This is a genomic window from Arthrobacter zhaoguopingii, assembly GCF_009828605.1.
GTDB lineage: Bacteria > Actinomycetota > Actinomycetes > Actinomycetales > Micrococcaceae > Arthrobacter_D > Arthrobacter_D zhaoguopingii.
In genome coordinates this window covers 126,428-152,534 of record NZ_WIAE01000005.1, presented here as the reverse complement: position 1 = coordinate 152,534, position 26,107 = coordinate 126,428, and the positions used below count along the sequence as shown (strand labels likewise).

Genomic DNA, 26,107 nt, shown 5'->3' with positions numbered 1-26,107 from the left:
CTGCGGGCCGCTGCCACCGTTTCTCACCTAGGATGTACAGCGATGAGCACATTATTTGGTACCGACGGCGTCCGTGGACTGGCCAACGGCCTGATCACGGCGGAACTCTCCCTGCAGCTTGCCCAGGCGGCTGCCGTGGTGCTCGGCCACAACGCGGTCGAAGGCGGGCGCAGGCCCACGGCGGTCATCGCCAGGGACCCCCGGATCAGCGGGGATTTCATCGCCGCGGCCATTGAGGCCGGGCTCGCCAGCTCCGGTATCGACGTCTACGACGCCGGGGTGCTCCCGACGCCCGCCGCGGCCTTCCTCGTGGCCGACCTCGACGCCGACTTCGGCGTCATGATCTCCGCCTCGCACAACCCTGCGCCGGACAACGGCATCAAATTCCTCGCCCGCGGCGGGCAGAAGCTCGACGACGCCCTCGAGGACGCCATCGAAGCGGAGCTGGCCAAGCCCCAGCCGCGACCGGTGGGTGCCGACGTCGGGCGGATCCGGCGCTTCGCCGACGCCGAGGACCGCTACATCGTGCACCTGCTCCAGACCCTCCCGCACCGCCTCGAGGGGCTCAAGGTGGTCCTCGACTGCGCCCACGGCGCAGCCAGCGGCTGCTCCCCGGAGGTCTTCTCCAACGCCGGCGCCGAAATCATCGTCATCGGAGCCGACCCGGACGGCAACAACATCAACGACGGCTACGGCTCCACCCACATGGAACGCCTCCAGGCCGCCGTGCTCGAACATGGCGCCGACCTCGGCATCGCCCACGACGGCGACGCCGACCGCTGCCTCGCCGTGGACCACGAAGGCACGGTGGTGGACGGCGACCAGATCATGGCCGTGATGGCGATCGCCATGAACGAGGCCGGCCGGCTGACCGACAATACCCTCGTGGCCACCGTGATGAGCAACCTCGGACTCAAGCTGGCCCTGCGCGACGCCGGCATCACCATCCGCGAGACCGGGGTGGGGGACCGGTACGTCCTTGAGGAGATGCGCGACGGCGGCTACAGCCTCGGCGGCGAGCAGTCGGGCCACGTCATCTTCGCCGAGTACGCCACCACGGGCGACGGCGTCCTGACCGGGCTCCAGCTCGCCGCGCAGGTCGCCGCCACCGGGCGGAGCCTGAAGGAGCTCGCCGGGGTGATGAACAAGCTTCCGCAGGTGCTGACCAACGTCAAGGGCGTCGACCGGGCCGCGGTGAAAACCGACGCCGGCGTCCAGCAGGCCGTGCGCGAGGCCCAGGAGGTGCTGGGTGAGACCGGCCGGGTGCTGTTGCGCCCCTCGGGTACCGAACCGGTGGTGCGGGTGATGGTCGAGGCCGCCGACATGGACACCGCGCAGCGCATTGCGGGGGAGCTGGCCGAGACGGTCCGCACCAGGCTCGCCTTGCAGCCGGCTCCCGCCGTCTAGGCGCGGGCCGCGCGGCGGCGGCCTCCGTGATCCTGAAGCCGGGGCCTTCTGCATCGCCGCGATTCCTCGATTAGTCGGAGGTGCAGGGCGGAGTATCACGCGCCGTTCAGTTCACTTTCCGTTTGCCTCTCGCGCGCGACGCGGCGCCAACCCCTCCGGCTGTGAGAACGAGCCCCGTGGCCATGACCCAGGTGATTGCCCAACCCCAGGACTGGTACGTGACCTTCCTGCCGTTCACCGTTGACTGCCAGGTGCACTCGATCCCCATGGGCCAGATGGTCCATTCACCGCGGACGACGGAGCCTTCGTTGAACTCCGACGACGGGAGGTCAAGCCCCGCAGTGTCCGGGCCGTGGGACTCGTGGCAGAGAAAGGACGCCGAGTCCGCCGGCTTGTGCACGTAGACCCCGAGCGAGAGGAGGCACATCAGGCTGCCGCAGAGCAGTGCGACAACCGCAATGTACGTCCACGCTTCGGATCGGCGGGTCCCCGGCTCCGTTCTGATTCCCGCTTCGCTCTCTCCAGTCCCCATGGTCCCAAGGGTAGGGGACGCCGCGGGCCGGTGGGGAGGAACCGGGGGCTAGTACCCCGGTGCGGGCGGGAGCCCGAAATGCTCCTCGAGGGTCGCGGTGCCAGCCGCCTTCATCGCCGCGGCGATCTCCGGTCCGACATAGCGGAAATGCCAGGACTCGGCCGAGAACCCGGTGACCTCGTGGTGTCCCTGCGGGTAGCGCAGGATGAAGCCGTACCGGGCGGCGTGCTGTGCGGTCCACCGGGCGGCCTCGGTGTCCCGGAAACACAGCACCAGCGTGCAGGTGCCGTCGGCCTGGCCGATGTCGAAGGCCAGCCCGGTCTGATGCTCCGAATGGCCCGCGCGCGCCGACACCTCGTCCGCCTGCGCCTCATCGCCGTACTGGCCCACCCAGTGGTTGTAGGTCGCCGCCTGCTCCTCGAACGAGCGGTACCCGCTGACCAGCGTGAGCCCCACCCCGTCGGCCGCTGCGGCCGCGAACATCTTCTCTACCGCTGCCGCCGCGTCGGGGCGCAGGCGCACGCGCTCGGCGGCCACGGTGCGCTCGACCCGGGGCACCACAAGCTTCGGCGGGACGAAGTCCTGCGGCGACAGCGGGCGGCGCTTGTTCACCACGACGCCGGGGGAGGCCGGGTCGGAATGCGCCTTGTCGGGCTTGGCTTTGTCCGACGCGGCATTGTCCGAACCGGCTTTGGCCGGTGCCGGCGCGGCGGCCTGCGTGCCCTCCTTCGCGGGGGCCGCGGCGGGGCTGCGCTGGGCGGGCGCGGGAAGTTCCGCCGTTGACGCCGGCGCCCCTGCTCCGGAGCCGTCGGGCCCTCCGCCACAGCCGGTGAGGAGGACGGCGAGGACGGCGGCGGCCACCGGACCGGCGCCGAGGCGCCGCTGACCGGGCGTCCTCACGTCTTCCGCAGCAGCATTCGCCGGATCGAGTGATCGGCTTCCTTGGTGAGCACGAGCTGCGCCCGGCCGCGGGTGGGCAGGACGTTCATGATCAGGTTCGGTTCGTTGATGCGCTTCCAGATGCCCCGGGCGGTGGTGGAGGCCTCTTCGTCCGTCAGGGCGGCGTAGCGGTGGAAATAGGACTGGGGGTCGGCGAACGCACCGCTGCGCAGCGACTGGAACCGCTGGATGTACCACTCCTCGATGTAGGAGGTCTTCGCATCGACATAGATGGAGAAGTCGAAGAAGTCACTCACCGCCAGCCCGGTGCGCCCGTCCGCCCGCGGCCGCGCCGGGGCCAGGACGTTGAGCCCCTCCACGATCAGCACGTCGGGGCGGCGCACCACGATTTCCCGGCCCGGAACGATGTCATAGGAAAGGTGCGAGTACCAGGGGGCGCGGACCTCCTCGGCGCCGCTCTTAACCTCGCTGACGAAACGCAGCAGCCGGCGGCGGTCGTAGGACTCCGGGAAGCCCTTGCGCTGCATCAGGCCGCGCCGCTCGAGCTCGGCGTTGGGGTAGAGGAAGCCGTCGGTAGTGACCAACTCCACATTGGGGGTGTCGGGCCAGCGCCGCAGCAGCTCCTGCAGCACCCGGGCCGTGGTGGACTTGCCCACTGCCACCGAGCCGGCCACCCCGATCACGAAGGGGGTTCGGGTGGTCTTCTCCCCGAGGAAGGTGGTGGTTGCAGCATGCAGTTCCCCGGCGGCGGCCACATACAGGTTCAACAGCCGTGACAAGGGAAGATACACCTCGCGGATCTCCTCGAGGCTGAGGACATCGCCCAGGCCGCGGAGCCGCTGGGCGTCCTCGACGGTGAGCGGTGACTGCATCTCCATTGAGAGGCGCGACCACATCGGCCGGTCGAGCTCGACGAACGGGGTGAAGGTTTCGGCGCCGTTCGCCTGCTGGGTGCCGGGGCTTCGTTCGCTCACCCTTAGGATTCTGCCCCGTGGCCCTTACATTAACAAACGCACCGTGCCGGTAGGCTTGGGGGCATGTGTGGAATCGTAGGTTATGTAGGCCGGGACCACGGCCAGGGAAATCAGGCACTGGACACCACGGTGCCTGCAGTCAATGGTGGGGCCGGCACTGACGGCCAGCACGGAGCGCTCGACGTCGTCATGGAAGGACTGCGCCGCCTCGAATACCGCGGCTATGACTCCGCCGGGGTGGCCGTGCTCACGCCGTCGGGCATCGAGTCCCGCAAGAAGGCCGGCAAGCTCACCAACCTCGTCGACGAACTCGCCGCCGCACCGCTGCCGCGCTCGCTCACGGGCATCGGCCACACCCGCTGGGCCACCCACGGCGGCCCCAACGACCAGAACGCCCACCCGCACCTCGCCGACAAGGGCCGGCTCGCCGTGATCCACAACGGCATCATCGAAAACTTCGCCGAGCTCAAGGCCGACCTGTCAGCCGCCGGCATCGAGTTCCTCTCCGACACCGACACCGAGGTGGCCGCCGGCCTGATCGGCTCCATCTACCGCGGGCTGGTGGACAGCGGCGCCTCCGGCGACCTGCTGACGCAGGCCATGCAGGAGGCCTGCCAGCGCCTTGAGGGCGCCTTCACCCTGCTCGCCATCCACGAGGACCAGCCCGGCGTCGTCGTCGCCGGCCGCCGGAACTCCCCGCTCGTCGTCGGACTCGGCGACGGCGAAAACTTCCTCGGCTCGGACGTCTCGGGCTTCATCGACTTCACCCGCCGCGCCGTCGAACTCGGCCAGGACCAGATCGTCACCATCACCCCCGACGAGGTCACCATCACCGACTTCTTCGGCGCACCCGCCGAAGGCCGGGAGTTCCACGTCAACTGGGACGCCGCCGCGGCCGAAAAGGGCGGCTACGACTCCTTCATGGAGAAGGAGATCAACGACCAGCCCGACGCCGTGGGCCAGACCCTGCTGGGCCGCTCCGACGCCGCCGGCAACCTGGTGCTCGACGAGCTGAGGATCAGCGAGTCCATCCTGCGCACCGTCGACAAGATCGTGGTCCTGGCATGCGGCACCTCCGCCTACGCCGGCCAGGTGGCCAAGTACGCCATCGAACACTGGTGCCGGATCCCCACCGAGGTCGAGCTGTCCCACGAGTTCCGCTACCGCGACCCGATCGTCAACGAGAAGACCCTCGTCGTGGCCATCTCCCAGTCGGGCGAGACCATGGACACCCTGATGGCGGTCCGCTACGCCCGCGAGCAGGGCGCCAAGGTGGTGGCCATCTGCAACACCAACGGCTCGACCATCCCGCGCGAGTCCGACGCCGTGCTCTACACCCACGCCGGGCCCGAGATCGCCGTTGCCTCGACCAAGGCGTTCCTCGCGCAGATCACCGCCGCCTACCTGCTGGGCCTGTACCTGGCGCAGCTGCGCGGCAACAAGTTCCGCGACGAGATCGCCGAGGTGATGGAGGACCTCGCCGCGGTTCCGGCGAAGATCCAGGCCATCCTCGACGACGCCGACAAGATCAAGCAGCTCGGCCGGGACATGTCCGGGGCCAAGTCGGTGCTCTTCCTGGGCCGCCACGTCGGGTTCCCGGTCGCCATGGAAGGCGCCCTGAAGCTCAAGGAACTGGCCTACATCCACGCCGAAGGCTTCGCAGCCGGCGAGCTGAAGCACGGCCCGATCGCCCTGATCGAGGAGGGCCAGCCGGTCGTCGTCGTCATGCCCTCGTCCTCGGCGCCGAACTCGCTCCACGCCAAGGTGGTCTCCAACGTCCAGGAGATCCGCGCCCGCGGCGCCATCACCATCGTGATCGCCGAAGAGGGTGACACCTCGGTCGAGGCGTACTCCGAGCACGTGTTCTACGTGCCCGCCAGCCCCACCCTGCTGGCACCGCTGCTGACCACCGTCCCGCTGCAGATCTTCGCCCTGGCCCTGGCCTCGGCGAAGGGCTACGACGTCGACCAGCCGCGCAACCTCGCCAAGTCGGTCACCGTTGAGTAACACCCCGGGCAGGGCCCGGCCGTGATCGTCGGAATCGGGGTCGACGTCGTCGACGTCGACCGGTTCCGGCGTCAGGTCGAGCGCACCCCGGGGCTGATCGACCGGCTGTTCGTCCCTGCGGAGCGCGGGCTGCACATCCGTTCCTTGGCGGCGCGGTTCGCCGCCAAGGAGGCTGTGGCCAAAGCCCTCGGGGCGCCCGCCGGCATGAACTGGCAGGACTGCGAGGTGCGCGTCGACGAGGCCGGCGCGCCCTCGATCGTGCTCACGGGCACCGTCGACGAGGCCGCCCGGCGAAAGGGCATCGCCTCCTGGCACCTGTCGATGAGCCACGACGGGGGCCTCGCGAGCGCCATGGTCGTCGCCGAGGCGCCGGGGTAAATAGTAACCAGACTGACTAATTTGGTGCTGGCCGCTAAGCTCGTACATATGCTTCAAGCCTTCACCGCCGGCCAGGTCCGCGCAGCCGAGGAACCCCTCCTCGCTGCCGGGCAGGGCGCTGCGCTGATGCAGAAGGCCGCCCACGGGCTCTTCGCCGTGGCGGCCGGCATGCTCCAGAACTCCGGCGGCCTGTACGGGCGGACGGTCGTGGTGCTGGCCGGCGGCGGCAACAACGGCGGCGACGCCCTCTACGCCGCGGCGCGGCTGGCCCGGCGCGGCATGGGCGCCACCGCCGTCGCCGTCTCCGAACGGATCCACCCCGACGCCCTGGCCGCCTTCACCGCGGCCGGAGGCCGCCTCGAGCGGCTCACCGCCGACACCACGGACGCGCTGGCCGCACGGTGCGCCTCGGCGGACCTGATCCTCGACGGCATCCTCGGCACCGGCGCCAGCGGAGCCCTCCGCGGCCCGGTGGCGGACCTGATCGACGCCCTCAACGCCAAGGCCGGCCCGCGCGGTGACCGCGGGCCGCAGGTGCTGGCCTGTGACGGACCCAGCGGGGTCGACCTTGACTCCGGGCGGGTCGAGGGCCCGGTGCTGCGCGCCGACGCCACGGCGACCTTCGGCGCCGCCAAGGCCGGGCTGCTCACCGGAGCCGGAGCGCTCGCGGCCGGGGAACTCAACGTCATCGACATCGGCCTGGGACTGGCCAACGGCGCCGCGCCCGCACCGGCGGTCCGCCGCCTCGAACTCTCCGACGCCGCCGCGCTCTACCGCAGGCCCCGGACCACCGACCACAAATACACCCGCGGTGTGCTCGGCATCGCCGCCGGCTCCGAACAGTACCCGGGGGCCGCGGTCCTGGCCACCGGCGCCGCCCTGGCCACCGGTGTCGGCATGGTGCGCTACCTCGGCCCGCGCAGCGTCGGGGCCCTCATCAACAGCGTTCACCCCGAAGCGGTGTGCTCCACCGGTAGCGTTGCCGAAGCCCGGTCCCAGGCCTGGCTCGTGGGGCCCGGAGCGGTCGGGGACCCCGAGCAGGCCCGCCGCGCGCGGGACGCGATCACCAGCGGGCTCCCCGTCGTCGTCGACGCCGGAGCGCTCGCCGAGGTGCCCCGGACGGTGGGCCCCCAGGTGATCCTCACCCCGCATGCCGGCGAGCTCGTCGCCTTCCTCGCCGGCCGCGGCCGCCCGGCCACCCGCGAAGCCATCGAGGCGTCGCCGGCCGAGTACGCGCTGGAGACGGCGCGCCTCACCGGGGCCACCGTGCTGCTCAAGGGCTACACGACGGTGACCGCAGCGCCGAGCGGGGAGATCTTCAGCCAGGCCGACGCCACGCCCTGGCTGGCCACCGCCGGGTCCGGGGACACCCTCGCGGGCATCCTCGGCGCCCTCGCCGCCGCAGCGGCCGAGGACGGCTCCGCCGCCGCCCGAGCCGGCGTGCCTGAGGGCGCGAAGTGGGCCGCCGTGGCCGCGGCCGCGGCGCTGATCCACGGCCGGGCCGGCCAGCGGGCGGCGCAGCGGGGCCCGGTGATCGTCTCGGAACTCCCGGGGGAGATCGGCGCCGTCGTCGCCGGCCTCCTGGCGGTACCGGATTGACCGGTGTTCACGTGCCCGTTACCCGCGTGAGGTACACCATGGGAAGGCGCCCCGGCGCCGGCTGCGGTCCGCGCGGCCTGCCGGCGCGGACCGCCGATCCCGGGCGCCGCACCGGCAGCCCCGGCCCATCCTGACTTTCCCCCACCAACACACTTTCGATGAACACACCAAGGAGCACAAACATGGAACTATGGCCCGGCGAAGCGTATCCCCTGGGGGCGACCTATGACGGTACGGGGACGAACTTCGCGCTCTACAGTGAAATCGCGGAGTCCGTCGTGCTCTGCCTGTTTGACGATGACGGCACCGAGACGCAGATCCCCCTGAAGGAAGTCGACGGCTACGTCTGGCACGGTTACCTGCCGCAGGTCGCCCCCGGCCAGAAGTACGGCTACCGGGTCCACGGCCCGAACAACCCCGCCGAGGGGCACCGCTGCAACCCGAACAAACTGCTGCTCGACCCGTACGCCAAAGCCGTCCACGGACAGATCGACTGGGACCAGGCGCTCTTTGGCTACAACTTCGGGGACGAGTTCTCGGTCAACAACGACGACTCCGCCCCGCACATGATGCTCGGCGTCGTGGTCAACCCGTTCTTCGACTGGGATGGTGACCGCATGCCGCGCACCCCCTACCACCAGTCGGTCATCTACGAGGCGCACGTCAAGGGCCTGACCCAGCTGCACCCCGAGATCCCTGAGGAGCAGCGCGGCACCTACGCCGGCGTGGCGCACCCCGCCGTCGTCGCCCACCTGCAGAAGCTCGGCGTCACCGCCATCGAACTGATGCCGGTGCACCAGTTCGTCAACGACAGCACCCTGCAGGAAAAGGGACTCTCCAACTACTGGGGCTACAACACCATCGGGTTCTTCGCCCCGCACAACAGCTACGGCTCAGCAGGAGACCAGGGCGAGCAGGTCCAGGAGTTCAAGGCGATGGTCAAGGAACTCCACCTCGCCGGTATCGAAGTGATCCTCGACGTGGTCTACAACCACACGGCGGAGGGCAACCACCTCGGTCCGACCCTCTCCATGCGCGGCATCGACAACTCGGCCTACTACCGCCTCGTTGAAGACGACAAGCAGTACTACATGGACTACACCGGCACGGGCAACTCCCTGAACGTCGGCAACCCCCACTCGCTGCAGCTGCTCATGGACTCTCTGCGCTACTGGGTGACCGAGATGCACGTCGACGGCTTCCGCTTCGACCTCGCCTCCGCCCTGGCCCGCGAGTTCTACGAGGTCGACCGGCTCTCGGCGTTCTTCGAACTCGTCCAGCAGGACCCGGTGGTCTCCCAGGTGAAGCTGATCGCCGAGCCGTGGGACGTCGGACCCGGCGGCTACCAGGTGGGCAACTTCCCGCCGCAGTGGACCGAGTGGAACGGCAAGTACCGGGACACCGTGCGCGACTTCTGGCGCGGCGAGCCCTCAAGCATCGGCGAGTTCGCCTCCCGCCTCACCGGCTCGGCCGACCTCTACGAGCACTCCGCCCGCCGGCCCGTGGCCTCGATCAACTTCGTCACGGCCCACGACGGCTTCACCCTGCGCGACCTCGTCTCCTACAACGAGAAGCACAACGAGGCCAACGGAGAGAACAACAACGACGGCGAATCGCACAACCGGTCCTGGAACGGCGGCGTCGAAGGCCCCACCGACGACCCGAAGGTGCTGGGGCTGCGCGCACGCCAGCAGCGCAACTTCATCGCCACCCTGCTGCTCTCCCAGGGCGTCCCCATGCTCCTGCACGGCGACGAGCTCGGGCGCACCCAGGACGGCAACAACAACACCTACGCCCAGGACTCCGAGCTCAGCTGGGTGCACTGGGACAAGATGGACCAGCCCCTGCTCGAGTTCACGGCGGCCGTCAACCGCCTGCGGTCTGAGCACCCGACCTTCCGCCGCCGCCGCTTCTTCGACGGCCGTCCGGTCCGCCGGGGCGAGGGCGAGGCGCTGCCGGACATCGTGTGGCTCGACACTTCCGGCGAGCTCATGGCACCCGAGGACTGGGACAGCGGCTTCGGCCGCTCGATCGGGGTCTTCCTCAACGGGCAGGGAATCCGGGGACGTGACGCGCGCGGCCAGCGCATCACCGACGCCAACTTCCTGATGTACTTCAACGCCCACGACGAGGCAGTCGACTTCACCATCCCGGCCGAGGAGTACGCGCCGTCCTGGGACGAGGTCATCGACACCGCGGGCAAGTACGCGGACACCGAGGCCATTCCGGCCGGGACGACGATCTCCGTCGAGGCCAAGTCGATGGTCGTGCTGAGGTCGCACACCGAAGCCGAGGATCACGACCACTCGGTGGCGGCGTCGCTGGCAATCCTCGCCAATGAGGTCACGTCGAAGACCGGCTCCGCCTAAGCGGCACCACGTCCGCAGCACTGCATGATCCGGTCGCCGGGCCCATCCGGGCCCGGCACCCAGCAGCACCCCATCCCTCTAGGAGGAAATGCGTGAAGACACCGAAATCGACCTACCGGCTGCAGATTCGAAGCGAGTTCGACCTGCGCGAAGCCGCGGCCCTGGTGCCGTACCTGCACGACCTCGGAGTGGACTGGGTGTACCTCTCGCCGATCCTGACGGCGGAGAAGGGCTCTGGCCACGGATACGACGTCACCGACCCCACCACGGTCGACCCGGCCCGCGGCGGACGGGAGGCTCTCTCCGAGCTTTCCGCCGCCGCGCGGGCCGCCGGGATGGGCGTGCTCGTTGACATCGTCCCGAACCACATGGGCATCGAGACCCCGGCCGACAACCCCTGGTGGTGGGAGCTGCTGCGCGGGGGCCGGGACTCCCGCATGGTTGAGGCCTTCGACGTCGACTGGGACGCCGGCGGAGGCCGCATCCGGATCCCGGTACTCGGGGACGGCCCGGACGAGGAGTCCGCCCTCGAGATCGTCGATGGTGCACTCCGCTACTACGACCACCGCTTCCCCCTTGCCGAGGGGTCCTTCGCCCCCGGTGACACCGCGGCCGAGGTCCACGCCCGCCAGCACTACGAACTGGTGAACTGGCGGCGCGCCGACAGCGAACTGAACTACCGCCGCTTCTTCGGCGTGAACACCCTCGCCGGCCTGCGCGTCGAGGTGCCCTGGGTCTTCGAGGAAAGCCACAGTGAGGTCCGCAGCTGGTTCGACGACGCGCTCGTGGACGGGCTGCGCATCGACCACCCCGACGGCCTCGCCGACCCCGTCGGCTACCTGACAGACCTGCGCCGCCTCACCGGCGGCGCCTACGTCCTGGTCGAGAAGATCCTCGAACCGGGGGAGGAGCTTCCAGAGGGCTGGGCGTGCGAGGGAACCACCGGCTACGACGCGCTCGCCGAGATCGATCGGCTGTTCACCGATCCGGCCGGGGAACACGAACTGACCTCCCTGGTGCCCGTCGAGCCGTTCCACGAAATGATCCACGGCACCAAGCGGGGGATCACCGACGGGATCCTGCGCTCGGAAGTGCTGCGGCTGGCCCGGCTCGTCCCCGGGGATGCGGGCCTCGACCCGGCCGAGGCCGCCGACGCCCTGGCCGAACTGCTGACCTGCTTCCCCGTCTACCGCAGCTACCTGCCCGACGGCGCCGGCTACCTCGCGGACGCCGTGCGGGACGCCTCGGTGCGCCGCCCCGACCTGGCCGCCGCCGTCAAGACCCTTCACCCGCTCCTTGACCCGTTCCTTGAGGGCGGCCCGGACGCTGAACTTACGGAACTGGCCCGCAGGTTCCAGCAGACTTCGGGCATGGTCATGGCCAAGGGCGTGGAGGACACCGCGTTTTACCGTTACAACCGCCTCGTTTCGCTCAATGAGGTGGGCGCGGACCCGTCGATCTTCGCGCTCGATCCGCTGGAGATGCACCGCCGCCTGCTCGGGCGGTCGACCGGCAACCCGCTGTCGATGACCACGCTCAGCACCCACGACACCAAGCGCAGCGAGGACACCCGGGCACGCATCACCGTCCTCTCCGAACTGCCCGGGGAGTGGGCCTCGGCCCTTGCCGCTCTCAACGAGGCCGCACCGATCGGCGACGCGTCCTTCGCGCCGCTGCTGTGGCAGTCCCTGATCGGAGCGTGGCCGCTGAGCCGGGAACGCGCCCACGCCTACGCCGAAAAGGCCGCACGCGAGGCCGACGCCAGCACCCACTGGACCGCACCGGACGAGGAATTCGAAGCGGCGATGCACGCCGCCGTCGACGCCGCGTTCGACGACGCGCGCGTGTCGGAGCTTCTGACCTCCTTTGTGGAGTTGATCCAGCACCCCGGGTGGTCGAACTCCCTGGCGATGAAGCTCCTGCAGCTCACGATGCCCGGCGTCCCCGACGTCTACCAGGGCACCGAGTTCTGGGACACCTCCCTCGTCGACCCCGACAACCGGCGCGAGGTCGACTACGGGGCCCGGAAGCAGGCCCTCACCGACCTCGACTTCGGCGCCCAGCCCGCAGTGGGCGAGGACGGGCGGGCCAAGCTGCTCGTCGTCTCCCGCGCGCTGCGGCTCCGCCGGGACCGGCCGGAGCTGTTCGCCGGGTACGAGGCGGTGCACGCCTCCGGGCCCGCAGCGGACCACCTCTTCGCCTTCGACCGCGGCGGCGCCCTGACGCTCGTCACCCGCCTGCCCGCCGGGCTCGACCAGGCCGGCGGCTGGAACGGCACCACCGTTGAGCTTCCCGAAGGCCGCTACACCTCCGCCCTCACCGGCGAAACGTTCGACGGCGGCACCGTCCCGGTCGCCGACCTGTTCTCAGCCCTACCCGTAGCGCTTCTCACCAAGGAGGATGCAGCATGAGCACGTTCGACGTCTGGGCCCCCCGCGCGGAGTCCCTGATCCTGACCGCCAACGGCACCGATTACCCGATGAGCGCCTCCACCGGCGGCTGGTGGAACGCCCCGGCGGACGCACCCTCCGGGCCCGGAATCGACTACGGGTACAAGGTGAACGGGTCATCCACCGCCGTGCCGGATCCGCGCTCGCGCCGCCAGCCCGACGGCGTCCATGCCCTGTCCCGGACCTTCGACCCGGCCGCGCACGAGTGGCAGGACGCCGGCTGGTCCTCACCCGGGATGGACGGCGGGGTGATCTACGAGATGCACCTTGGGACCTTCACCCGTGAGGGGACCCTCGACGCCGCCATCGAACGGCTCGACTACCTCGTTGACCTCGGCGTCCGGTATGTCGAACTGCTCCCGGTCAACGCATTCAACGGAACGCACAACTGGGGCTACGACGGGGTGCTCTGGTACGCCGTCCAGGAGACCTACGGCGGCCCGGCGGCCTACCAGCGCTTCGTCGACGCCGCCCACCAGCGCGGCCTTGGCGTCATCCAGGACGTCGTCTACAACCACCTAGGGCCCAGCGGCAACTACCTCGGCCAGTTCGGCCCCTACCTCACCGAGGGCCTGAGCAACACCTGGGGCGACTCCCTGAACCTCGACGGCCCGGCCTCCGATGAGGTCCGGCGGTACGTCATCGAGAACCTGCTCATGTGGTTCCGCGACTACCACGTCGACGGGCTGCGGCTTGACGCCGTCCACGCGCTGCACGACGAACGCGCCGTGCACATCCTCGAGGAATTCGCCGCCGAGACCGACGCCTGCGCGGCGGAACTCGGCAAGCCCCTGTTCCTCATTGCGGAATCCGACCTCAACAATCCGCGCCTGATCGAGGCCCGCACCGTGAACGGCTACGGGCTCGCCGGGCAGTGGAGCGACGACTTCCACCACGCGGTGCACGTGAACCTGACCGGCGAGACCGAGGGCTACTACGAGGACTTCAACTCCGTCGGCGCCCTCGCCAAGGTCCTGAAGGAGGGGTTCTTCCACAACGGGACCTACTCCTCCTTCCGGGAGCGCAGCCACGGCCGGCGCCTCGACGCCGACCGGGTGTCCCCGCTGCAGCTGGTCGTCTGCGCGCAGAACCACGACCAGATCGGCAACCGGGCCGCCGGCGACCGGATCAGTGCCGCCCTGAACCCCGCCCAGCTCGCACAGGCCGCGGTGCTGACCGTTGCCGGACCCTTCACCCCCATGCTGTTCATGGGCGAGGAGTACGGCGCCACCACGCCGTGGCCGTTCTTCACCTCTCATCCCGAACCGGAACTGGGCAGGGCGACCGCCGAGGGACGGCTCCGGGAGTTCGAGCGCATGGGGTGGGACCCCGAGGCGGTGCCCAACCCGCAGGATCCGGCGACATTCGAGTCGGCCAAGCTCGACTGGGCCGAAAGCGAAAAGCCCGAACACCGGCAGCTGCTGAACACCTACCGGGAGCTGATCCGGCTGCGGGCCACCGAGCTGGACCTCAACACCCGCGACTTCCGCTCGATCGGGGTGGAGTTCGACGAGGCGGCCCGCTGGCTGCTGCTGCGACGCGGGCGAACTGCGGTGCTCCTGAACTTCGGCGCCGCCGAGTGCGAGGTCCCCCTGGCCGCCGACGGGGCGCAGGTGCTGCTCTCCACGGTGGACGGGGTCCGCACCGGGACCGATACGGTGACCCTGCCGGGCCACGGGTCCCTCATCCTCTCGCTCGCGGCCGGCTGACCATGGCCGCCTCCGAGGTGAGCACCGACGTCCTGATCGTCGGCGCCGGACCCACCGGACTGATGCTCGCGGCCTGGCTGCGCGGGCTCGGCGTGGACGCCGTACTCGCAGACGGCAAGGGCGAGCCCACCCGGGAGTCCCGGGCGCTCGGGATCCAGTCGCGCACCATGGAGATCTACGACCAGCTGGGGGTGATCGGCCCGGTGCTCGAGCAGGCCCAGAAGGCCTTCAGCATCAAGCCCGGCTACGGCCGGCGGTCCTTCGGGGAGGTCCCCTTGGCGGCCCTCGGGGAGGGGCTGACCCCGCATCCGGGGCTTCACTTCCTCGAACAGAGCAAGAACGAACGGATCCTCCTGGCCGAACTGCAGCGCAGGGGAGGGGACGTGCTGTGGAACCGGCGGCTGACCGGGCTCAGCACCCGCACCGGCGGTGCCACGGCGGAGTTCTCCGGCCCCGAGGGACCCCTCACCGTCACGGCCCGCTATGTGGTGGGCTGCGACGGCGGGTCCTCCGCGGTGCGGACGCTGAGCGGCATCCCCTTCGAGGGCGTCACCAACGAATACGTCTTCTATGTGGCCGATGCCCTCGACGTCCAAGGCCTCTCGGCGGCCACCGTTGAACTGCGGCTCAGCGGCGACGACTTCCTGCTCGCCTTCCCGCTGAAGGGGACGGAGGAGGGCCAGACAAACCACCGGCTGATCGGGGTGCTGCGCAGCACCGGCACCGCCGACATCGTAGAGGACGTGGCGCGGGGGCGGCTGAGCGAGCTCTTCGGCGTCACCTACGGCACGTCCCGCTGGTTCTCCACCTACCGCGTGCACCACCGGGTGGCCGCGGCCTTCCGCGCCGGCCCCGTGTTCCTGGCCGGGGACGCCGGTCACATCCACTCACCCGTGGGCGCCCAGGGCATGAACACCGGGCTCCAGGACGCCCACAACCTCGCCTTCAAACTGGCCGACGTCCTCGCCGGACGGGCGGGGGAGGAACTGCTCGACCGCTACAACGCGGAGCGGCGCCCCGTCGCCCTGCGCCTGGTCAGCGTCACCGACAGGGTCTTCGCCGGCGTAACCTCCGGTGCCACCACCGCCCGCACGCTGCGGCGGATCCTTCCCCGTCTGGCCGGGCCGGTGGCCGTGCGCGTGCTGCCGGCCGCGCCCATCGCCCCCCGCTTCGCCGGGTACCTCGGGCAGATCCGCATCCACTACTGGATGAGCGAAGGGGCCAAGGCCGCGGCCCGCGGCCGCAGGGGCCGGGTGGTCGGGCGCCGCCTGCCGTGGACGGGCCCCAACTTTGCCCCGCTCGCCGACGCCGTCTGGCAGGTCCACAGCTACGGCGACACCGACGCCGAACTGGCTGACGCGCTCGGGCGGGCCCTCGGACTGCCGGTGCACCGGTTCCCCGCGGCTCCCGCCGCGGGCCTGCGCCCGGACCGGTTCTACCTGGTGCGCCCCGACGGCTTCGTCGCCGCCGAGGCCCCAGCCCACCGCGGGGTCTCCGCACTCCGGGCGGCCCTTCCTCCGGGGTGGACGCCCACCCCCGAAGCCCGCTCCTGACCGCCGGGCCGCGCCGAGGTGTCCGCATAGGATGGTTCCATGACCTATTCCCCCGCAGAAGACCGTTACGACTCCATGCCCTACCGCCGCGTCGGCCGCAGCGGGCTGCACCTGCCGGCCGTGTCCCTGGGGCTGTGGCACAACTTCGGGGACGACAAGCCCTTTGACACGCAGCGTGCCATCCTGCGGCGGGCCTTCGACCTTGGCATCACCCACTTCGACCTGGCCAACAACTACGGGCCCCCCTACGGCAGCGCCGAGACCAACTTTGGGCGCCACTTCGCCGACGACTTTCGGCCGTTCCGCGATGAGCTGATCATCTCCAGCAAGGCTGGATACGACATGTGGCCCGGGCCCTACGGCAACTTCGGCTCCCGCAAGTACCTGCTGGCCAGCCTCGATCAGTCCCTGAACCGCATGGGCCTTGACTACGTCGACATCTTCTACAGCCACCGCCCCGACCCGGAAACCCCGCTTGAGGAGACCATGGGCGCCCTTGACACAGCGGTGCGCTCCGGCCGTGCGCTCTACGCAGGCATCTCCTCCTACTCGCCCGAGAAGACGATCGAGGCCGCCGCGATCCTGCGCGGGCTCGGCACGCCGCTGCTGATCCACCAGCCCTCCTACTCGATGCTCAACCGCTGGGTCGAGAACGGCAGCCCGAACCTCCCTGAGGCCCTTGAGACGGTGGGCGCCGGTTCCATCGCATTCTCGCCGTTGGCGCAGGGCCTGCTGACCGACCGCTACCTCAACGGGGTTCCCTCGGATTCGCGGGCGGCCGCGGACAAGTCTCTCTCCGGTGAGCACCTCTCCGAGGACAACCTGCGCCGGGTCCGGGGTCTCAACGAGATTGCTGAGGGCCGCGGGCAGAGCCTGGCGCAGATGGCGATCGCGTGGATCCTGCGGCCGCAGGCCAAGGGCACCCCGATCACCTCGGCCCTGGTCGGCGCCTCAAGCGTCGCCCAGCTCGAAAGCAGCGTCGGAGCGGTTGCCAACCTCGAGTTCACGAACGAGGAACTGCGCGCGATCGACGAGTTCGCCGTCGAGTCCGACATCAACCTCTGGGCCGAGGCCCTGCAGGACTGACACCTTTCCACCGGGCCGGAGCCCGCGTGCCGCTCCGGCGGGACGCGGGCTCCGCCGTTTCCGGCCGGGGACGGTGGCCGGGCCGGTCAGCTCCGCCAGCCGGCCGGCAGGGCGGGAAACGCCTGCTCGTATCCGGCGAGCACCGCGGCCGCAGCGTGCGCCGAGTCGATCAGCGGGTGCAGGCTGAACGCGCGCAGGGCGGCGTCGCGGTCCCCGTGTACGGCGGCCCGCACCGTCTCCTGCTCGACCGCCTTGACGGCGCTCATCAGGCCCAGCTGGTGCCCGGAGGGCGGACCCGTTGCGGGAAGCGGCTCGGCCCCGGCGGCAGACACCCGGGCCGGCACTTCGACGACGGCGTCCGCGGGCAGGCCCGGCACCGTGCCGCCGTTGCGGACGTTGAGGATCAGTTCGGCCGGGTTCCCCGTCAGCAGGGCATGCATCAGGTGCAGGGCGATGCGCTCGTAGCCTCCTCCGGCGAGGTCGGCCTCGTCGCGTTTCTCTCCGGCACCGCGTGCTTCGGCGAGGTAGCCGCTTTCGCGCTCGAGCCGGGCCGCCTCCCACACCCGATAGGGGTCCCCGGACCCCTCGAGGTCCGTGTAGAGCCGTCGCTGCTGGTCGAGGAGCACCTCGCCGCGGGTCCGCTCCGCCGAGCGTACGGCCCGCAGGGACTCCCGGTGGAAGTAGTAGTAGAAGAGGTACTCGTTGGGCAGGGCGCCAAGGACCCGCGGCAGGTCCGGACCGAAGATCCGCCCTTCCTCGAAGGAGGAAAGGCGCACCGGATCGGCCAGCAAGGCGGGCAGGCGGTCCTCCCCGTCTGCGTGCAGACCCCGCAGCCAGCCAAGGTGGTTCAGCCCGAGGTAGTCGACGCCGGCCAGGGAACCGGGGACGGCGGCGAGCCCGGCGGCGGCCGCGGCGCGGGCCACCAGCCCCGAGGCGGAGTCGCAGATGCCGATCACCCGATGACCCAGCACCGGCTGCAGCGCCTCGGTTACCATGCCGGCGGGATTGGTGAAGTTGACCAGCCACGCCTGCGGGCACTTCTCGGCCATCCTCCGCGCCAGGTCCAGCATGGCCGGAATGGACCGCAGCGCATAGGAAATCCCACCCGCTCCCACGGTCTCCTGGCCCAGCAGCCCCTCGGCCAGCGCGACCCGCTCATCGAGGACCCGCCCGGCCGGGCCGCCGCTGCGGATCGCTGCAAAGACGATGTCAGCCCCCTGCAGGGCCGTGTCAAGGTCGGGCTCGACGGTGACGGCGGGGGACCGGGTGGGGCCCTCGGCCCCGGCGGGCATGGCCGCCAGGACCCGGGCGACCGCGCGGGCCCGTCCGGGTTCGGCGTCGACGAGGGTGAGGGAGTCGATGAGGCCCGCGAACCGGCCGGAGCCCAGCGCGCGGTAGACCAGGGGAACGCGGAATCCTCCGCCGCCGACAATTACAAGCTTCATGGTCCTCCCCTCCCAGGCCGCCCGGCCTACGAGTATTGTGCCGCACGCCGCGGCCGGCCTTCCGTCCGTCCAATGAGCGATGCCTGATGAGCGATGCCGTGAATCTTGCTACAGCGTGAACACGTAGATCCCCATGAGGCCATAACCGAGCAGATAGCAGACGCGGTACGGCCAGCGCCCTCCAACGACAAGCTGTTCGTCCAGCGGTTTCTCATGACGCCCACGCGGCGGTCGGGCCTTCTCAAACGGGAAGGCGTACCCACGCACGAACTGGGCGCCGACGACGCAGGCGGCCCCCGCGTAGGAGAAGAGGAACGGGCCGGAGAAAGACCCCCAGGGCGGCGCAATGATGCCAACGACGATCACGACGTAGTTCGCGACGGTGACGAGGTGCTCGAAGAACCGGTCGGTTCTCGAGCCCCGCTTTATGTAAGGGGGGATTTCGTGCGTGTTCAATGAGAAAGAAACGGCGAAGATGAAGATCAGCACTAGAGAAGGGATGACCCGCACCCCCAACGTGTAATCAAGTCCTCACCAGGTTGATTCGGAACCGGATGCCTCACTCGGCGTCACCCCTCGTACAACAATCGACTTCTCTCCCGCCGTCGCGCCGGTGCCAATCGGATCGCCAGCAGTGGCGACCCGCCTCGTCGATACAAACACAGTGCCGCGATCGATGAGGACGGATGGCCTCCCGCAGCGAAAAACTAGCCATAATCTGCGGTGAAAATGCGGCAGTGGGATTTCCGTGGCATTTCACGAACCTGCCTGCGTTCCACCTCCATCGGCTCCTATCGGTCGGGGGCAGCGAGTATTGTGCCCTACATGGCTAAGCAGCACCGCTTCGACCCCCTCGCCGGGCTGCGGTCTCCGGACGACCCCGAATTCGACCTCCTGCTGGCCGGCCAGGTCTTCTTCGACATCACCTTCACCGGGCTGGACCAGCTCCCGCGCCCCGGCACCGAGGTGTGGACCGACGGGATGGGCTCCAGCCCCGGCGGGATCGCCAACCAGGCCATCGCCGCGGCCCGCCTCGGCCTCCACACCACTCTCGCCGCCGCGTTCTCCGACGACGGCTACGGCCAGTTCAACTGGGACATCCTCAAGGACCAGGAGCACGTCGACCTCTCGCGCTCCCAGGTCTTCAAGAACTGGCACTCCCCGGTGACCGTCTCCCTCTCAGTGGAGCGGGACCGCTCGCTGGTGACCCACGGGCACGCCCCGCCGCTGAGCGCCTCCGAACTCATCGGTGTCCCACCGAGCTGCCGCGCCGCCATCGTCAGCGTCGGCGGGGAGCTCGAGCCGTGGGCGGCTGCCGCCACGGCCAACGGCACCCGGCTCTACGGGGATGTGGGCTGGGATCCCCACGGGGAATGGGCCCCGCAGGTCCTCACCACGCTCGGCCACTTCTACGCGTTCATGCCCAACGACGTCGAAGCGATGGCATACACGCGCACCGAAGACCCCTGGGCGGCCCTCTACGCGCTCGCCGACCATGTCCCGGTGGCCGTCGTCACCGTGGGGCAGCAGGGCGCCATGGCCATCGACTCCCTCACCGGAGAGGAGGAGTGGGTACCCGCGCTGCCGGTCACCGCCTTCGATCCGACCGGCGCCGGTGACTGTTTCGGTGCGGCGTTCGTCATGGCCGACCTCGCCGGATTCTCCCTGGCGGACCGGCTGAGCTTCGCCAACCTGTGCGCGTCCCTGTCGGTGCAGGAGGTCGGCGGCTCCCTCGCGGCCCCCGGCTGGGGCGACATCGCCGACTGGTGGCACCGGACCAGTTCAACCCGCGACGGCGTCCGCCGCCAGTGGGTGCGCCGCTACGGATTCCTGGAACACCTCGTCTCCGATGTCCCCGTGGAGGCGGTGCGCCGCGCGTCGGCGACCATCGCCCGCCATTCCGATGCCTGAGGGGGACCCAACCGGCGACGGTGGCAGAATAGGGCAAGTGAGTTTTTTTTCCGCCCCCACCGAACGCACCGTCGAAGTTGACCTTGAGGCCATCCGGCACAACCTCCGGCACCTGCTCGAGGTGGCCAGTCCGGCGCGGGTCATGGCGGTCGTCAAGGCGGACGGGTACGGCCATGGTGCGGTCGCCGTCGCGAAGGCGGCGCTTGAGGCCGGAGCCTCCTGGCTGGGCACGGCGCACATCTCGGAGGCGCTGGATCTGAGGCGCGCCGGCCTAGACGCCCCGGTGCTGGCCTGGCTCCACACCCCGGAGAGTGATTTCGCGGGAGGCATTGAGCAGGGCATCGACATCGGGGTTTCCGGCTGGGAACTTGAGCACGTGGTGGCGGCGGCCCGCCGGCTCGAGCGGCCCGCACGCGTGCATTTGAAGATCGATACCGGGCTGGGCCGCAACGGCTGCTCTCCGGAGCTGTGGGGAGACCTCCTGGACCGGGCGCTCGAACACCAGGAGGAGGGCCTGCTGCGGGTGGTGGGGGTGTTTTCCCACCTCGCCGTCGCCGATGAACCGCACCGCCCCGAGACCGACGAGCAGCTGCGCCGCTTCCGGGACGCCGTGGCCGTCGCCGAGGACGCCGGCGCGGACCTCGAGGTGCGCCACCTGGCCAACACGCCGGGTACCCTCTCCCGCCCGGACTGCCACTTCGACATGGTGCGGGTGGGCCTGGGCATGTACGGGCTCTCTCCCTTCTCGGACCAGAGCGCGGAGGACCTCGGCCTGCGCCCGGCCATGACCTTCGCCACCGTCGTCGCGGGCTGCAAGGAGGTCCCCGCCGGCCAGGGGGTCTCCTACGGGCTGTCCTACCGCACGGAGCGGCCCACTACCCTCGGCCTGATCCCCACCGGCTACGGCGACGGCGTTCCGCGCATTGCCACCGGGGGACCGGTGCGGATCGACGGGCGCACCTATCCCGCCGTCGGGCGGATCGCGATGGACCAGTTGGTCGTCGACTTCGGCACCCAAGGTCTGGTCGGTACCGACCGGAGCCCGCTCGGCCACCGGGCGGTCCTCTTCGGGGGCGCCGGCGACCCGCCCGTCGAGGAATGGGCCGCCGCCTCCGGGACGATCAACTACGAGATTGTCACGCGCATCAGCGGCCGCGTGCCGCGGACCTACCTCAACGAGGGCCCGGCCGGTGACTGAGCCGGCCCAGCACTGGCTGCGCAGCCGGTTCGTCCATTCCGCCGCAGAACTCCAGTCCGTCGCCGAGGGCCTGGGGCCGGCGCTGCAGGGCGGGGACCTGCTGATCCTCACCGGCGGGCTCGGTGCGGGAAAGACGACCTTCACCCAGGGTCTGGGCCGCGGCCTCGGCGTGCGCGGCACCGTCATTTCCCCTACCTTTATCCTGGTCCGCAACCACCCCTCCCTCACCGGCGGTCCGGGCCTGGTGCACGTCGACGCGTACCGGCTGGAAGGGACCGAGGAGGTCGACGACCTCGACCTTGAGGCCACCCTCGATTCCAGCGTGACGGTCATCGAGTGGGGGGCCGGGCGCGCCGAACACCTCTCCGACAGCCGGCTCGAGATCACCATCACCCGGCCCACCGGCGCCGGAGCCGCGCCGGCCGGAAAGGGAATCACCACCGACTTCAGCGACGACGTGGACGAAGAACGGGAAGTGCGCATCGCAGGCTTCGGCCCCCGCTGGTCGGCAGGGCCGCCGCCCGGGCTGCTCGACTAGGCTGTTACGGTGCTTCTTCTTGCCCTGGACACCTCAGCCGCCGCCAGCGCCGCGCTCCTCGACGGTGACACCGTCATCGGCCGGTTCGCGAGCACCGACACGCGCTCCCACGCGGAGGTCCTCGCGCCCGCGGTCCAGGACCTGCTCCGTGACGCCGGCGTAGCAGGCCCGGACCTCGCAGCCGTCGCCGCCGGGGTCGGTCCCGGACCGTTCACAGGCCTGCGGGCCGGCCTGGCCACCGCACGCACCCTCGCGTTCGTCTGGGGCGTGCCCCTGCACGGGGTCATGAGCCTCGACGCCCTCGCCTTCGAGGCCGCAGGGGACCCGGCGGCCGGCGGCGAGTTCCTCGTCGCCACCGACGCCCGCCGGCGCGAGGTGTACTGGGCCCGCTACCGGGGCCCGGAGGCCCCGCACGGGCTTCCGGTCCTGGTCGACGGCCCGCACGTAGGCCCGGCGGCCCAGCTGCCGCAGCTCCCGGTCTTCGGCGCCGGGGCCGGGCTGTACCGGGAGGAGCTGCACGCCGTCGATGCCTTCTCCAGTGCGCTGCCCCACGCAGCCGCACTGGGCCGGACCGCCTCGGCCCGGCTCGCCGCCGGCGTGCCGCTGCTGGACACCACCCCGCTGTACCTGAGGGAATCCGACGCGAAGGTCCCCGGGGCCCGGAAGAAGGTCGGGTCATGAGCTTCAGCCTGAGGGACCTCGACTACGAGGACATCAAGACGGTCGGCGCGCTGGAGCAGGAGCTCTTCCCCGTCGACGCCTGGCCCCTGCAGATGTTTTACGAGGAGTTCTTCCGCCCCGACACCCGCCGCTACATCGTGGCCGAGGTGGACGGGATAATCGTCGGCTACGCCGGCGTGATGATCATCGACACCACGGCCGACATCCAGACCATCGCCGTCCTGCCGGGCCACGAGGGCCGCGGCATCGGCACGGCAATGCTGCACGAGCTGCTCTCCGAGGCCGCCCGGCGCGGAGCCCGGGAGGTACTGCTGGAGGTCCGCGCCGACAACCCCCGCGCCCAGCTGCTCTACACCCGCACCGGGTTCGCGAAAATCTCGACCCGCCGCCGGTACTACCGCGACGGCGTCGACGCCTGGGTGATGCGCCGGGAACTGCCGCCCGAAGGCGCCCCCGGGGACGCCGGCCCGGAATCCGGCCCGAACGGCGGCGGCGTCAACGAAAACACCGGCGGCAACGTCAACGAAAACACCGCCGGGAACAGCAGCGGCACCGAAGGAGACCGGCCATGAACCACAGTGAACCGCTGGTGCTCGGCATCGAATCTTCCTGCGACGAGACCGGCGTCGGCGTCGTCGCGGGCACCCGGCTGCTTGCCAATGTCGTCTCCTCCTCCATGGACGAACACGTGCGCTTCGGCGGGGTGATCCCCGAGATCGCCTCCCGCGCCCACCTCGACGCGTTCGTGCCCACCCTGCAGCAGGCCCTCGCCGAGGCGGGGGTGGGGCTGCAGGACATCGACGCGATCGCCGTCACCACCGGGCCCGGGCTGTCGGGGGCGCTCATGGTGGGGGTGGCCGCGGCCAAGGCGCTGGCGGTGGCCACCGGGAAGCCCCTGTACGCGGTGAACCACCTGGTGGCCCACGTGGGCGTCGGCATGCTTGGAGGCACGTTCGCCGACGGCGTCCCGCCAAACCTCGGCGCGCTGCTCGTCTCCGGGGGCCACACCGAAATCCTCAAGGTGGGAAGCATCGCATCGGATGTGACGCTGCTGGGATCCACGATCGATGACGCCGCCGGGGAGGCGTACGACAAGACGGCGCGCATCCTCGGTCTCGGTTACCCCGGCGGTCCGGCCATCGACCGCATCGCCGCGCAGGGCGACCCGCGGGCCTTCCGGTTCCCCCGCGGCCTGACCCAGCCCAAGTACATGGGATCCGCCGAGAATCCCGGACCGCACCGCTACGACTGGTCCTTCAGCGGTCTGAAGACGGCGGTGGCGCGCAGCGTCGAACAGTTCGAGGCCAACGGGGAGCCGGTCCCGGTGGCCGACATCGCCGCGTCCTTCCAGGAGGCGGTGGTCGACGTCATCACCGCCAAGGCCGTCCTAGCGTGCTCGGAGAACGGCATCGCCAGCCTGCTGCTGGGCGGGGGAGTGGCAGCGAACTCGCGCCTGCGCGCCCTGACCGCCGAGCGGTGCGCCGCGGCGGGCATCGAGCTCACCGTGCCGCCGCCGTCGCTGTGCACCGACAACGGGGCGATGGTCGCCTCGCTGGGCGCGCAGATCGTCCTCAACGGCGGAACCCCCAGCGGCCTCTCCTTCGCCACGGACTCGGCGCTGCCGGTCTCGAGCATCCTCCTCTAGGACCCCGGCGGGGGCTCAGAGACCGAGGGATTCGAGGACGGGCAGCTCTGCGCGGACGCGTGCACGGGCCTCCTCCGCGCTGGGCGCCTTCACCGCGATCTCGGCGAGCTTGCGCGCCTCGTCGAGGCTGACGCTGTTCAGCACCGCCCCGACCCCGGCCAGCGCCCGCGGCGTCATCGACAGCGTCGAGACGCCCAGGCCGACGAGCACCACGGCGAGCGCGGGGTCGGCGGCGGCCTCCCCGCACACCCCGACGGGCTTGGCGTTGCCCTCGGCGACCGAGCCCTCCACCGTGAGCCCGATCAGGCGCAGCACGGCCGGCTGCCAGGCGTTGTTCAGCGCCGCCAGGGAGCCGAGCTGCCGGTCGGCGGCCATGGCGTACTGGGTGAGGTCATTGGTTCCGATGCTGGCGAACCCCACCTCGGTGAGGATCGATTCGCTCATCAGCGCGGCCGAGGGCACCTCGACCATCACTCCGGGTTTCTTCAGCCCCGCCTCGGTGGTCATCGCCGCGAAGTCGGCGGCCTCCTCGGCGGTGGAGATCATGGGCGCCATCACCCAGACCTCGGCGGAGGACTGGGCCTCGGCGTCGGCGATGGCCTTGAGCTGCCGGGCCAGCACTCCGGGGCTGGTGATGTCCGTGCGGTAGCCGCGGACGCCGAGGGCGGGGTTCGGCTCGGTGCTGTCGGTGAGGAAGGGAAGGGGCTTGTCCGCGCCGGCGTCGAGGGTCCGGACCACCACCTTCTTGCCGGGGAAGGCGTCGAACACCCCCTTGTAGGCCTCCACCTGCTCGTCGTGCGTCGGTTCGCTGTCCCGGCCCAGGAAGCAGAATTCGGTGCGGAGCAGACCCACGCCCTGGGCCCGGGCCTCCGCCGCTCCGCGGGCGTCCTTGGCGCCTCCGACATTGGCCAGCAGCGGCACTTCGTGGCCGTCCGAGGTCCTGCCGGTGCCGTCGAATTCGGTGAGGGCCGCCGCGGCGGCGGCGTAGGCCTCGGCCGCGGCCTCCTCATCGGCGCCGGGGTCCACGCTGATGGTTCCGGCAGCGCCGTCGACGTAGACGCGCGCACCGGTTTCAAGCTCGTCGACTCCCGTCGCGGCGACCACGGCCGGCAAGCCCAGGGAGCGGGCGATGATGGCGGTGTGGGACTGCGGTCCGCCGCCGGAGGTGACCAGGGCCAGGACCTTCTCGGGGTCGAGGGTGGCGGTGTCGGCGGGCGCGAGGTCCTCGGCGATCAGGATGAAGGGAGTGTCCGAGGACGGGATGCCCGGCGCGGGCAGCCCGCGCAGCTCGGCCACGATCCGGGCCCGGACGTCGAGGACGTCGGTGGCGCGTTCGGCCATGTACCCGCCGAGATTGTGGAGCATCTCGGCCACCGAGGCACCGGCATCCCAGGCCGCGCGCTCGGCGGAGGTGCCTGCGTTGATGAGTTTGACTGCGCTCTTGACAAGCATGGGGTCGGTGGCCATCATGGCGGTCGCCTCGAGCACGGCGCGCGCGTCGCCGCTGGCCGTCTCCGAGCGCTGCTTCAACTCGGCCTGGACGGCCTTCGTGGCCGACCGCAGGGCCGCCGCGGCATCCTCGGGGGTTACGCCCTCCCGGAGCCGCTCGCCCTTGGGGGGCTCGCTCACGGGCTTCGGCATCTGGCGGATGGTTCCGATGACCCGCCCCGGGCTGACGCCTACTCCTGAGAAATTCCGCATTGAACGTCCTCATTTCCTCGCCGT

General features: G+C 70.5%; 21 protein-coding genes. 15 read left to right on the top strand and 6 right to left on the bottom strand.

The window, feature by feature from the left end:
* The first annotated feature begins 42 nt into the window (after nucleotides 1–42).
* Nucleotides 43–1,407, top strand: coding sequence for a phosphoglucosamine mutase (glmM, locus tag GVV77_RS08155; protein WP_159617640.1), 1,365 nt, complete (start codon nucleotides 43–45; stop codon nucleotides 1,405–1,407).
* A 106-nt stretch (nucleotides 1,408–1,513) separates the two neighbouring features.
* Here the strand turns inward: glmM and GVV77_RS08150 are convergent, their stop codons facing one another.
* The 3 genes from GVV77_RS08150 to coaA are packed head-to-tail and all read right to left on the bottom strand — an operon-like array spanning nucleotide 1,514 to nucleotide 3,813.
* Complete coding sequence (locus GVV77_RS08150) at nucleotides 1,514–1,939, bottom strand: hypothetical protein (protein ID WP_159617639.1); 426 nt, start codon at nucleotides 1,937–1,939, stop codon at nucleotides 1,514–1,516.
* 48 nt (nucleotides 1,940–1,987) lie between these two features.
* Nucleotides 1,988–2,839 carry a M15 family metallopeptidase gene (locus GVV77_RS08145; protein ID WP_159617638.1) on the bottom strand — a complete coding sequence of 284 codons (852 nt, stop codon included), beginning with the start codon at nucleotides 2,837–2,839 and terminating at the stop codon, nucleotides 1,988–1,990.
* Nucleotides 2,836–3,813: a type I pantothenate kinase gene (gene coaA / locus GVV77_RS08140; RefSeq protein WP_159617637.1), complete on the bottom strand. Its 978-nt coding sequence runs from the start codon at nucleotides 3,811–3,813 to the stop codon at nucleotides 2,836–2,838. Before coaA ends, GVV77_RS08145 begins: the two co-directional genes overlap by 4 nt.
* Nucleotides 3,814–3,876: 63 nt before the next feature.
* Here coaA and glmS point away from each other — a divergent pair, with 63 nt between their 5' ends.
* The 8 genes from glmS (at nucleotide 3,877) to mgrA (ending at nucleotide 16,964) form a co-directional block, all read left to right on the top strand.
* Nucleotides 3,877–5,820, top strand: a complete 1,944-nt coding sequence (glmS, locus tag GVV77_RS08135; protein WP_159617636.1) for a glutamine--fructose-6-phosphate transaminase (isomerizing) — start codon at nucleotides 3,877–3,879, stop codon at nucleotides 5,818–5,820.
* Between the two features lie 21 nt (nucleotides 5,821–5,841).
* Complete coding sequence (locus GVV77_RS08130; protein WP_159617635.1) at nucleotides 5,842–6,198, top strand: holo-ACP synthase; 357 nt, start codon at nucleotides 5,842–5,844, stop codon at nucleotides 6,196–6,198.
* A gap of 48 nt (nucleotides 6,199–6,246) precedes the next feature.
* Entirely contained in the window at nucleotides 6,247–7,797 is a 1,551-nt protein-coding gene (locus tag GVV77_RS08125; RefSeq protein ID WP_159617634.1) for an NAD(P)H-hydrate epimerase, read from the top strand.
* A gap of 182 nt (nucleotides 7,798–7,979) precedes the next feature.
* Nucleotides 7,980–10,166, top strand: coding sequence for a glycogen debranching protein GlgX (gene glgX, locus GVV77_RS08120; RefSeq protein ID WP_159617633.1), 2,187 nt, complete (start codon nucleotides 7,980–7,982; stop codon nucleotides 10,164–10,166).
* A gap of 92 nt (nucleotides 10,167–10,258) precedes the next feature.
* Nucleotides 10,259–12,577: a malto-oligosyltrehalose synthase gene (treY, locus tag GVV77_RS08115; RefSeq protein ID WP_159617632.1), complete on the top strand. Its 2,319-nt coding sequence runs from the start codon at nucleotides 10,259–10,261 to the stop codon at nucleotides 12,575–12,577.
* Entirely contained in the window at nucleotides 12,574–14,325 is a 1,752-nt protein-coding gene (gene treZ, locus GVV77_RS08110) for a malto-oligosyltrehalose trehalohydrolase (RefSeq protein WP_159617631.1), read from the top strand. Before treY ends, treZ begins: the two co-directional genes overlap by 4 nt.
* A gap of 2 nt (nucleotides 14,326–14,327) precedes the next feature.
* Entirely contained in the window at nucleotides 14,328–15,878 is a 1,551-nt protein-coding gene (locus GVV77_RS08105; RefSeq protein ID WP_159617630.1) for an FAD-dependent monooxygenase, read from the top strand.
* A gap of 39 nt (nucleotides 15,879–15,917) precedes the next feature.
* Nucleotides 15,918–16,964 (top strand): L-glyceraldehyde 3-phosphate reductase, encoded by a 1,047-nt coding sequence (mgrA, locus tag GVV77_RS08100; RefSeq protein WP_159617629.1) that lies wholly within the window; start codon nucleotides 15,918–15,920, stop codon nucleotides 16,962–16,964.
* A gap of 86 nt (nucleotides 16,965–17,050) precedes the next feature.
* Here mgrA and GVV77_RS08095 read toward each other — a convergent pair whose 3' ends face one another.
* Nucleotides 17,051–18,409, bottom strand: a complete 1,359-nt coding sequence (locus GVV77_RS08095) for a family 4 glycosyl hydrolase (RefSeq protein WP_159617628.1) — start codon at nucleotides 18,407–18,409, stop codon at nucleotides 17,051–17,053.
* A 108-nt stretch (nucleotides 18,410–18,517) separates the two neighbouring features.
* Nucleotides 18,518–18,865 carry a hypothetical protein gene (locus GVV77_RS08090; protein WP_159617627.1) on the bottom strand — a complete coding sequence of 116 codons (348 nt, stop codon included), beginning with the start codon at nucleotides 18,863–18,865 and terminating at the stop codon, nucleotides 18,518–18,520.
* A gap of 369 nt (nucleotides 18,866–19,234) precedes the next feature.
* Between GVV77_RS08090 and GVV77_RS08085 the strand changes: the two genes are divergently transcribed.
* The 6 genes from GVV77_RS08085 to tsaD are packed head-to-tail and all read left to right on the top strand — an operon-like array spanning nucleotide 19,235 to nucleotide 24,382.
* Nucleotides 19,235–20,320 carry a PfkB family carbohydrate kinase gene (locus tag GVV77_RS08085; protein WP_159617626.1) on the top strand — a complete coding sequence of 362 codons (1,086 nt, stop codon included), beginning with the start codon at nucleotides 19,235–19,237 and terminating at the stop codon, nucleotides 20,318–20,320.
* Nucleotides 20,321–20,357: 37 nt separating this feature from the next.
* Nucleotides 20,358–21,518: an alanine racemase gene (gene alr / locus GVV77_RS08080; RefSeq protein ID WP_246199705.1), complete on the top strand. Its 1,161-nt coding sequence runs from the start codon at nucleotides 20,358–20,360 to the stop codon at nucleotides 21,516–21,518.
* On the top strand, nucleotides 21,511–22,056 hold the full coding sequence (gene tsaE / locus GVV77_RS08075) for a tRNA (adenosine(37)-N6)-threonylcarbamoyltransferase complex ATPase subunit type 1 TsaE (protein ID WP_159617624.1): 546 nt from the start codon (nucleotides 21,511–21,513) through the stop codon (nucleotides 22,054–22,056). The genes alr and tsaE overlap by 8 nt, the downstream gene beginning before the upstream one ends.
* 9 nt (nucleotides 22,057–22,065) lie before the next feature.
* Nucleotides 22,066–22,737, top strand: a complete 672-nt coding sequence (gene tsaB, locus GVV77_RS08070) for a tRNA (adenosine(37)-N6)-threonylcarbamoyltransferase complex dimerization subunit type 1 TsaB (protein ID WP_159617623.1) — start codon at nucleotides 22,066–22,068, stop codon at nucleotides 22,735–22,737.
* A complete protein-coding gene (gene rimI / locus GVV77_RS08065; protein WP_159617622.1) occupies nucleotides 22,734–23,309 on the top strand; it encodes a ribosomal protein S18-alanine N-acetyltransferase in 576 nt (191 codons plus the stop codon). Before tsaB ends, rimI begins: the two co-directional genes overlap by 4 nt.
* On the top strand, nucleotides 23,306–24,382 hold the full coding sequence (gene tsaD / locus GVV77_RS08060) for a tRNA (adenosine(37)-N6)-threonylcarbamoyltransferase complex transferase subunit TsaD (RefSeq protein ID WP_159617621.1): 1,077 nt from the start codon (nucleotides 23,306–23,308) through the stop codon (nucleotides 24,380–24,382). The genes rimI and tsaD overlap by 4 nt, the downstream gene beginning before the upstream one ends.
* Nucleotides 24,383–24,397: 15 nt before the next feature.
* Here the strand turns inward: tsaD and ptsP are convergent, their stop codons facing one another.
* A complete protein-coding gene (gene ptsP / locus GVV77_RS08055) occupies nucleotides 24,398–26,083 on the bottom strand; it encodes a phosphoenolpyruvate--protein phosphotransferase (protein ID WP_159617620.1) in 1,686 nt (561 codons plus the stop codon).
* Between the last annotated feature and the right edge of the window lie 24 nt (nucleotides 26,084–26,107).